The 8,320-nt window shown below is 61.0% G+C and carries 6 protein-coding genes; 5 read left to right on the forward strand and 1 reads right to left on the reverse strand.

Annotated elements, in window-relative coordinates; translation table 11 throughout:
* Positions 1-25 precede the first annotated feature (25 nt).
* Both OUZ52_RS13540 and OUZ52_RS13545 read left to right on the forward strand, forming a co-directional pair.
* On the forward strand, positions 26-2,356 hold the full coding sequence (locus tag OUZ52_RS13540; RefSeq protein WP_266158936.1) for a fimbria/pilus outer membrane usher protein: 2,331 nt from the start codon (positions 26-28) through the stop codon (positions 2,354-2,356).
* Positions 2,353-3,390: a Csu type fimbrial protein gene (locus tag OUZ52_RS13545; RefSeq protein WP_266158937.1), complete on the forward strand. Its 1,038-nt coding sequence runs from the start codon at positions 2,353-2,355 to the stop codon at positions 3,388-3,390. The genes OUZ52_RS13540 and OUZ52_RS13545 overlap by 4 nt, the downstream gene beginning before the upstream one ends.
* Positions 3,391-3,498: 108 nt before the next feature.
* On the opposite strand, the gene OUZ52_RS13550 is transcribed toward OUZ52_RS13545, so the two are convergent.
* Positions 3,499-4,578 (reverse strand): LacI family DNA-binding transcriptional regulator, encoded by a 1,080-nt coding sequence (locus OUZ52_RS13550; RefSeq protein ID WP_266158938.1) that lies wholly within the window; start codon positions 4,576-4,578, stop codon positions 3,499-3,501.
* 459 nt (positions 4,579-5,037) lie between these two features.
* Between OUZ52_RS13550 and OUZ52_RS13555 the strand changes: the two genes are divergently transcribed.
* The 3 genes from OUZ52_RS13555 to OUZ52_RS13565 form a co-directional block, all read left to right on the forward strand.
* Positions 5,038-6,231 carry a Gfo/Idh/MocA family protein gene (locus tag OUZ52_RS13555; protein ID WP_266158939.1) on the forward strand — a complete coding sequence of 398 codons (1,194 nt, stop codon included), beginning with the start codon at positions 5,038-5,040 and terminating at the stop codon, positions 6,229-6,231.
* Positions 6,228-7,430: a nucleoside permease gene (locus OUZ52_RS13560; protein ID WP_266158941.1), complete on the forward strand. Its 1,203-nt coding sequence runs from the start codon at positions 6,228-6,230 to the stop codon at positions 7,428-7,430. The genes OUZ52_RS13555 and OUZ52_RS13560 overlap by 4 nt, the downstream gene beginning before the upstream one ends.
* A 124-nt stretch (positions 7,431-7,554) precedes the next feature.
* On the forward strand, positions 7,555-8,320 hold a 766-nt coding region (locus OUZ52_RS13565; RefSeq protein WP_266158942.1), incomplete at its 3' end, for a sugar phosphate isomerase/epimerase family protein.

Below are 8,320 nucleotides of genomic sequence, written 5' to 3' on the forward strand. Positions count from 1 at the left end.
AGTCTTCCTGCTGCAAGGTTTGCTTGTGTCCGGCAGCCATGCCGCCGATAGGACCACAGCGACCGGCAACACGGCCAATAACGCGCTGATCACTGATAGCAGCGATAGTGTGACCCGTCTCGGCGGCACGGACCTTTATCTTGAAGTCACCCTCAATGGTGCCCCTGGAGGGCTCGCTCATTTCGCTGATTTCAACGGCGAGCTCTGGGCCAGCGCAGCAACCCTGCATGAGCTCGGTTTCACCCTGCCGACCGGCACACCCGATCCGGTTCAACTAAGCAGTTTGCAGGGTGTTCAGGCGAACTACGACGCCAGTCAGCAAGCGGCGGCGATCCACGCGCCGTTGCGCATGCTGCAACTGGGAACCACCGTGCTCAACGCACCCGATAATAGCCGCCCCCGTGCCACCGCCTCCCCCGGCATGCTGTTGAACTACGACATCTATGGCACACAGGGTCAACACGACAGCAGCAGCCTGAGCGCCTTCACCGAGCTGCGTGCATTCAACAGCAGCGGCGTATTCAGTACCACCGCACTCTCGCAGGCTACCCGCAGCGGCAATCAATGGCAGAACCGCTCGGTGCGCCTAGACACGAGCTGGAGCACGTCATTCCCGGACAGCCTGCTGACGCTTCGCGTCGGCGACACCCTGACCGACGCATTGTCATGGTCAAGATCCACCCGTATCGCAGGTGTACAACTGGGTACCAACTTCACCTTACAGCCCTATCTGATCACCGCGCCGCTACCGGCCTTTCTCGGCTCGGCCACCCTGCCATCGAATGTGCAGCTGTACGTTGACGGCGTACAACAGTACAGCGGCAAGGTGCCAGCGGGCCCGTTTCAGCTCAATACGATTCCTAATATCAGCGGCGCGGGCAACGCGCAGGTGGTGCTGACCGATGCGCTGGGCCGAGCCACGACGCTCAATTTTTCACTGTACGACGAACATCAGCTGCTTAAGCAAGGCCTGTCCGACTGGTCGGTGGAATTCGGCGTTGTTCGCGAAAACTATGGCTTGAACTCCTTCAGTTACGGCCATGATCCAGTCGGTAGCGGTACTTGGCGCTACGGCGTCAGCAACAGTTTCACCGTCGAGGCACATGCCGAAGCCACCCGCGGACTGAGCAATGCCGGTGGCGGTGGCGCATGGCTGCTAGGTAGCGCCGGCGGCGTGCTCTCCGCATCCCTGGCACAGAGTGAGCATTCCGGTAAAAGCGGCTCGCTGTACTCGCTGGGCTACAGCTGGCGCGATAGCCGCTTCAATTTCGGCGTGAGTGGCATTCGCACTCACGGTGACTACAGTGATGTGGCCACGCTTTATGGGCCACCGCCGCCAAGCATCAGCGCACAGGCGATCGCCGGATATAGCACCGCTCATTGGGGCAGTTTCGGCGTCAGCTATCTGCATCTTCGGTATCCACAGCAAGATGCCACACGCTACGCCAGCGCGTACTGGTTCAAATCAGCAGGGCCAGCGTTGTCGTTGAATCTCAGTTTCAACCAGAATCTGCATAAGTCATCCGATCGAAGTATCTTTCTGATCGCCACGCTTGCACTGGAGCACAACATAACGGTCAGCAGCAGTGTGCAGCGCGATGGCAACCGCACCGGCTTTGTCCTTAATGCCAGCCAATCGCCACCTACCCAGGGAGGCTTCAGCTGGCGCGCGTCCGTACGCCAGGGCGATAACCAGAATGGCGGCCAGGCCGAACTGGATTATCTGGGCCGCTACGGCCAGTTGGAAGTCGGCGTCAACGCCATCGGCGATACCCGCTACGGCTATATGAACGCCACTGGCGCGCTGGTCTTGATGGGCGGCGGCGTGTTCGCGGCCCGGCATGTCAATGATGGTTTCGCGGTGATATCCACCGACGGCATCGCCAGCGTGCCGGTGAAACTGGAGAACAATCTGATCGGCACGACCGACCGTCACGGCCTGCTCTTGGTCAGCCCCTTGAACGCTTACCAGAACAACCATCTCAGCATCGATCCGATGGACCTTCCCGCCAATCTGCGGATCGATCGTGTCATGACGCTCGCCACGCCCACCGACCGTGCCGGCACCTTGGTGCGTTTTGGCATTACGCCGATACGTGCCGCCTCAGTGACATTGCACGATGCCAGCGGCCAGCCACTACCCGTCGGCAGTCGCGTAAGTCTCGCCGGCCAGGCCGATCATGGCGCGATGATCGGTTTCGAGGGTGCGGTCTATCTGGATACCCTGGACAAGCACAACACGCTTATCGTGCGCACACCCAGCGGCATCTGCCGCACAAGCTTCGATTATCACAACGACAACCACGACATTCCCGCAATCGGCCCACTCCTTTGCCGTCAGGACACTTCACCATGAGCCGCCTTAGTCAACGCATGATGATGTTTATCCTGATGCTGATGATCGGCGGCTTGTGCCTGCCGCGCTCGGCTGATGCTCAGTCTGTTAGCTGCGCCAATCCCACCATCAATAACGTCCAATTCGGCACCATCGATTTGACCACCGGCACCGTCAACGTCACCGGCTCGATTGGATGGTCCTGCACCAGCTCGGGCATCCTGGGCATCCTGCTTTCGCCGCAGGCAAATATCGCCATGTGCCTCAACCTCAACACCGGTACCGGCGGCGCGCAGGCCAACCCACGCTTATTGAGCAGCGGCAGTAACACCTTGAACTACCAGCTCTATGCCGATGCGGCAACCACTCAGATATGGGGCTCAACGGCAACGCCAGCAACACCGACCCCGCTAGGCATTGCAGTCGCCATTCCCGCAGGTCTGCTTTTCGCGACGACGGTAACCGGCCAGACACCGTTCTATGCGAAGTTACCTGGCGGACAGACGACCGCCCCAGTAGGCAGCTACAGCAGTACGTTGACAGTAACCGTCAGCGGCACCTACACCCTCAATACCAACACGCCGCTAAGCTCTTGCACCAGCGGTCAGCGCACGCTCAACGCCGGGAGTGCCTCATTTACCGCATCGGCAACGGTGCAAAAGGCCTGCCTGGTGACGGCGAACAACGTCAATCTCGGCGCCGTCCCTTCCACCGCCGTCAACACCACCGCAAGCAATACCCTCGGCGCAACCTGCACCAATGGCACAGCTTATTTTGTGGGGCTTGCGCCTTCCAATGGCAGCACCACCGGCGCCGGCGTCATGGCGGGCACCATCAGTGGCAATACCGATAAGGTGCCCTATCAGCTCAGCTCAACCCCTGGCCCTAGCGGCGTGGTGTGGGGCAACACCGCCACCTCGACAACGGTAGGCAATGGTGTATCAGGCACAGGAAGCGGCTTGAGCCAATCGCTAACCGTCTACGCGACGGCCGCCAGCGCCAACTACACACCCGATAGCTACTCCGATACCGTTACCGTCAACGTAAATTATTAAGTACCCCTTTCGCGGGCGCTCACATGTAACGGGTGGCTCAAATTCTCGACGGTCCCGCGTAGCAGTAAGGCGCCTTTGTACGCTGCGGCTAATGCCGGCAAGCGCACACTAACCACGCTTGGAGGTGCGTGGCGCGGTCGAACCGCGCACCACCAGATCGGCTGACAGCACGCGCTTGCGCGGCGGTACCTGCGGATCATTGAGCAGCTCGATCATCATGGTCATGGCTTCTCGCCCCAACGCATTCTTCGGCTGGGCGACGGTAGTCAAAGACGGCGTGGTATAGCGCGCGAAGCGGATATCGTCGAAGCCGACCACCGAGACATCCTCCGGCACGCGCAGCCCGTGCGAGCTCAGCGCACGCATCGCGCCGATGGCCATTTCGTCATTGGAACAAAACACCGCGCTGAACGACCGCGCCTGTGACAGCAACCTTTCAATCGCGCGCTCACCCGCCTCGATCGAAAAATCGCCCACGGCGGTAAGCGCGGGATTGAGGCGAATCTTCGCCCGCTGCAGGGCCAGCTGGTAGCCCCGTTCGCGGTCCACGCATATCGGGCTTGTCGGCGGACCGGCGATGAAAGCGATATCGCGATGCCCCAGCATGACCAGGTAATCGACTGCGGCACCCGCGGCCACGACATTGTCGATATAGACGCTGGAAATCTGGCTGTCCTTGACGTACTCGCAAGCATTGACCACCGGCAGGCGGCCATCGATCGGGATCGTCGGCACGCGATGCGACATGGTGATGATGCCGTCGGCCTGACGTGCCGCGACCATATCGGCGTAAGCCTGCTCGCGCACCAGGCTGCTTTGGGTTTCTCCCAACAACACCGAATAGCCGGTCTCGTGCGCCACCTGCTCGATGCCGCGGATCACCTCGGAGAAAAACGGATTGGCGATATCAGGGACCAAGGCCACGATCAGGCGCGTGCGCGCCGTACGCAAATTGCGCGCCAGTGCATTGGGGGTGTAGCCCAGGCGCTTGACGACTTCGTGAATGCGCAGGCGTGTGGCTTCGCTGACGACCTCGGGCCGCTGCAGGGCGCGCGACACAGTCGCCACCGAAACCTTGGCAATGGCGGCAATTTCCTTGACCGTCCTGACGCGGTTTTGCTGCGGCGCGGCCTTCGTAGACTTGCCTTTGGCGCCCTGCCCTTTGTCCTTGGATCCCACTGCACTCACGCGCTTCAGACTCCCTTATCGCTGCCATTATCTGGACGATACCACCCGCCCCCCGATCGGCAAGCGCCTGAGAACGAAATATCCAAGTCGTTACCCGCATGCATATTTGTGCAGCGCAATGTAATGGATTACATGAAATCGTTGCATCGACGTTCGCACATCTGCTACATAGCTTGCCACGATTTAGGCGTTATTCGCCTAGGGGATCGCCAAGCAAGGCAGCATCGCACGTCGCCAGGATCAGGCAATAAAGCTTCCGTTTTTGCGTAAATGTAATCGAATACATTTTTCTCATGACAGCATGTGTATCGGAGGGGGAGTGACCGGCCAGTCCGTATCGAGCAGTACCAGTGCAGCCTCAAGCGTGGCGGCTGCGTTTCCGCTCCGTCCTGGTGACGACGCCCTGCTGAACCCGCGGCTTGAATACTCCGCAAAGCGCCCTTGCGGGAAGGTCGATCGATGAAGAACCTTGGCATGGGGCTGGTCGGCCCCGGCTTCATCGCTGCACATCATCTCGATGCGGTACGCCGCCTGGGCGATGTTGAGATCATCGGCATCGCCGGCTCCAGTTTCGACTCGGCAAAAAAAAGGGCGCGCGAGCTCAACGCCGGACGCGCCTACGCAAGCTATCAGGAGCTGCTGGCCGACCCCGCGGTGCAAGTCGTTCACAACACCACGCCTAATTACCTGCACCGGGAGATCTCGCTGGCGGCGCTGCGTGCCGGCAAGCACGTGATCTCCGACAAACCGCTGGCAAGCAATGCACAGGAAAGCCGCGAGCTTTACCAGGCCGCGCGTGAGGCCGGCGTGGCCCATGTCGTCACGTTCAACTACCGCAGCCACGCGCTCATCCAGCAAGCGCGCGCGATGATTGCCAAGGGCAAACTCGGCGCAGCGGTGTTCGTGCATGGCTGTTATCTGCAAGATTGGCTGACCGACGAGCAGACTTATTCGTGGCGTCTCGATCCGCAGCTAGGCGGCGCCAGTTCTGCGCTCGGCGACATCGGCTCGCACTGGTGCGATCTGGCCGAGCACGTGACCGGCGCGCGGATCACCGCCGTGCTGGCCGACCTGCACACCGCCGTGCCGATCCGGCATGCCCCCGCCGCACCGACCCAGGCCTTTGCCAAGGCGAAGTCAACGCAACAGCGCGAGGTCAAGATCATTAGTGAAGATCTGGCCAGTGTGCTCTTGCGCTTCGACAACGGCGCTCGCGGTTGCGTCACGGTCGGCCAGGTACTTCCCGGTCACAAGAACGACCTGCGCCTGGAAGTGAACGGTCGCCTAGCCTCCCTCGCCTGGCAACAAGAAAAACCCAACGAATTATGGATCGGCCATCACGCGCAACCGAACACCTTGCTTGCACGAGACCCGGCGCTGCTGGCCCCCTCCGCGCGCGGTTATGCCCATCTGCCCGCCGGCCATCCAGAAGCCTGGAGTGACGCTTTCCGCAACCTGATGGCCGATGCCTATGCGTGGATACGCCGTGGCGGCACGTCAGCGACCAAGCCTGCCGCGTTGCCGACCTTCGCCGATGGCTATCGCAGCAGTCTGTTGGTCGAGGCCATGCTTAAGAGCCATGCCGCCGCCGGCGTCTGGCAAAACGTCGAGGACCACCTCGAACCATCACGCAAAAGGGGAGCACGGCGATGAAGTGGCGTCTACGGCTGATGATGTTGTTCGAATATGCGATCTGGGGTGCATGGTATGTCACGGTCGGCACCTGGCTTGGCAAAACGCTGCACTTCAGCGGCCAGGAGATTGGCGCCATCGCAGGCACTACGGCCATCGGCGCCATGATTTCGCCGCTATTCGTCGGGCTGCTCGCTGATCGTCTGTTCGATACACGCCGCGTGCTTGTCGCATTGCACGTCATCGGCGCGGTATTGCTGGTCATCGCCGCGCAACAGCGGTCGTTCTCGGTACTGTATGCCGCGTTGCTGGCTTACAGCCTCTGCTATATGCCGACCTTGGCGCTGACCACCTCGCTCGCGATGCGGCACATCAAAGATCCACAGGAGGAATTTGGCGCCATCCGCGTTTTCGGCACCATCGGCTGGATCGTGGTTGGCCTGATCGTCGGCGCCTGGGGTGTGGAAGCCACCGCATCGCCCCTGCATTTGGCCGCGGCGCTATCGGTCGTCATGGCGGGTTATTGCTTCACCCTGCCGTCGACGCCACCACTCGCGCGCAACCAGCGTTTTGAACTGCGTCATGCGCTGCCGCTCGAATCACTGCACTTGCTGCGCGATCGCTCGATGGCGGTGTTCGCTCTGGCCTCGTTCCTGATCTGCATCCCGCTGCAGTTCTACTACGCGTTCACCAACCTCTTTCTCAATGAAATCGGCGTGGTCAACGCCGCAGGCAAAATGACCGGCGGGCAGATGTCGGAGATTCTCTGCATGCTGCTGATCCCCTGGTTCTTCCGCCGCCTGGGGGTGAAATACATGCTCGCCGTCGGCATGCTGGCCTGGGTGCTGCGCTACGTCATGTTTGCCTTCGGCGGCACCGGCGAGCTGATGTGGATGCTCTGGCTTGGCATCATCCTGCACGGCATCTGCTTCGACTTTTTCTTCGTCGTCGGCCAGATCTATATCGACCGCGAAGCGCCGTCTGCTTTGCGCGCAGCAACGCAGGGCCTGATCACTTTTCTGACCTACGGCCTGGGCATGTTCGTCGGCTCCTGGATGTCGGGACTGGTGGTGGACACCTATGCCACCACGGGCGTCCACGACTGGCGCGCGATCTGGTTGATCGCCGGCGCCTGCGCCGCACTCGTCCTGGTGCTGTTCGTACTGATGTTCAAAGACCGCAAAGGCAGCGTCGGCAATCCCGTCGCTGTCGCCGATTGATCCCGCACCTCACCTTCGCCAGCCTCAACCTGACCGCCCGAGAAAGACCGACATGATGATGACTCGCAGGCAGTTCCTTGCTCGATCCGCGCTTTGCGGCGCCACCGCGTGGCTAGCCTCCAGCATGCCCGGACAACTCTTCGCCGCCACGCAGGGCAAACCACTTGGCATCCAGCTTTATATGGTGCTCAAGGCCTATCAGGACGACCCGATCGGCACACTTAAGACGCTTAAAGCGATCGGCTACAGCGAGATCGAGGCGATTGTCATCGGTACGGCCAAGACGCTGCGCGATCAATTGAACGAAGCTGGCCTTGGCTGCCCCAGCCTGCACTTCGACAGTCTCGGCATCGAACCCGGCATCGAAGCCGCACACACACTTGGAGCGCAGTATCTGGTCAGCAGCATGCTGCCCTCCGTCATGCAGAAGATGGACGGCAAAGCCAAGGGACAACCCACCTACTCTCTCGACGAGGCCAAGCGCACAGCCGCGTTCGCCAACCAGATCGGCACCAAGGCCAAGCAGGCCGGGCTGCAATACGCCTACCACAATCATCATCTTGAATTTACCGACGTTGGCGGCGGCCAGACCTTCTACGACGTGCTGCTCAAGGAAACCGACCCGCAGCTGGTCAAGTTCGAGCTCGACTGCGGCTGGGTGCATATCGGCGGCAAGCATCCGGCCGACATTTTCAAGGCCAACGCAGGCCGTATTCCGTTGATGCATGCCAAGGATTTCCTGGCCTCCCATGCCGACAAGGATTACCCCGGCGCGGAGCTCGGGCGCGGCACGCTCGACTACAAGCCGATCCTCGCGGCGGCGGACCAGGCCGGACTCAAGCACTGCTTCGTCGAACAGGAAGGCCCTTTCAGCCGCATGAGTCAACTCG

The sequence above is a fragment of the Dyella silvatica genome (genome assembly GCF_026283955.1).
GTDB lineage: Bacteria > Pseudomonadota > Gammaproteobacteria > Xanthomonadales > Rhodanobacteraceae > Dyella_C > Dyella_C silvatica.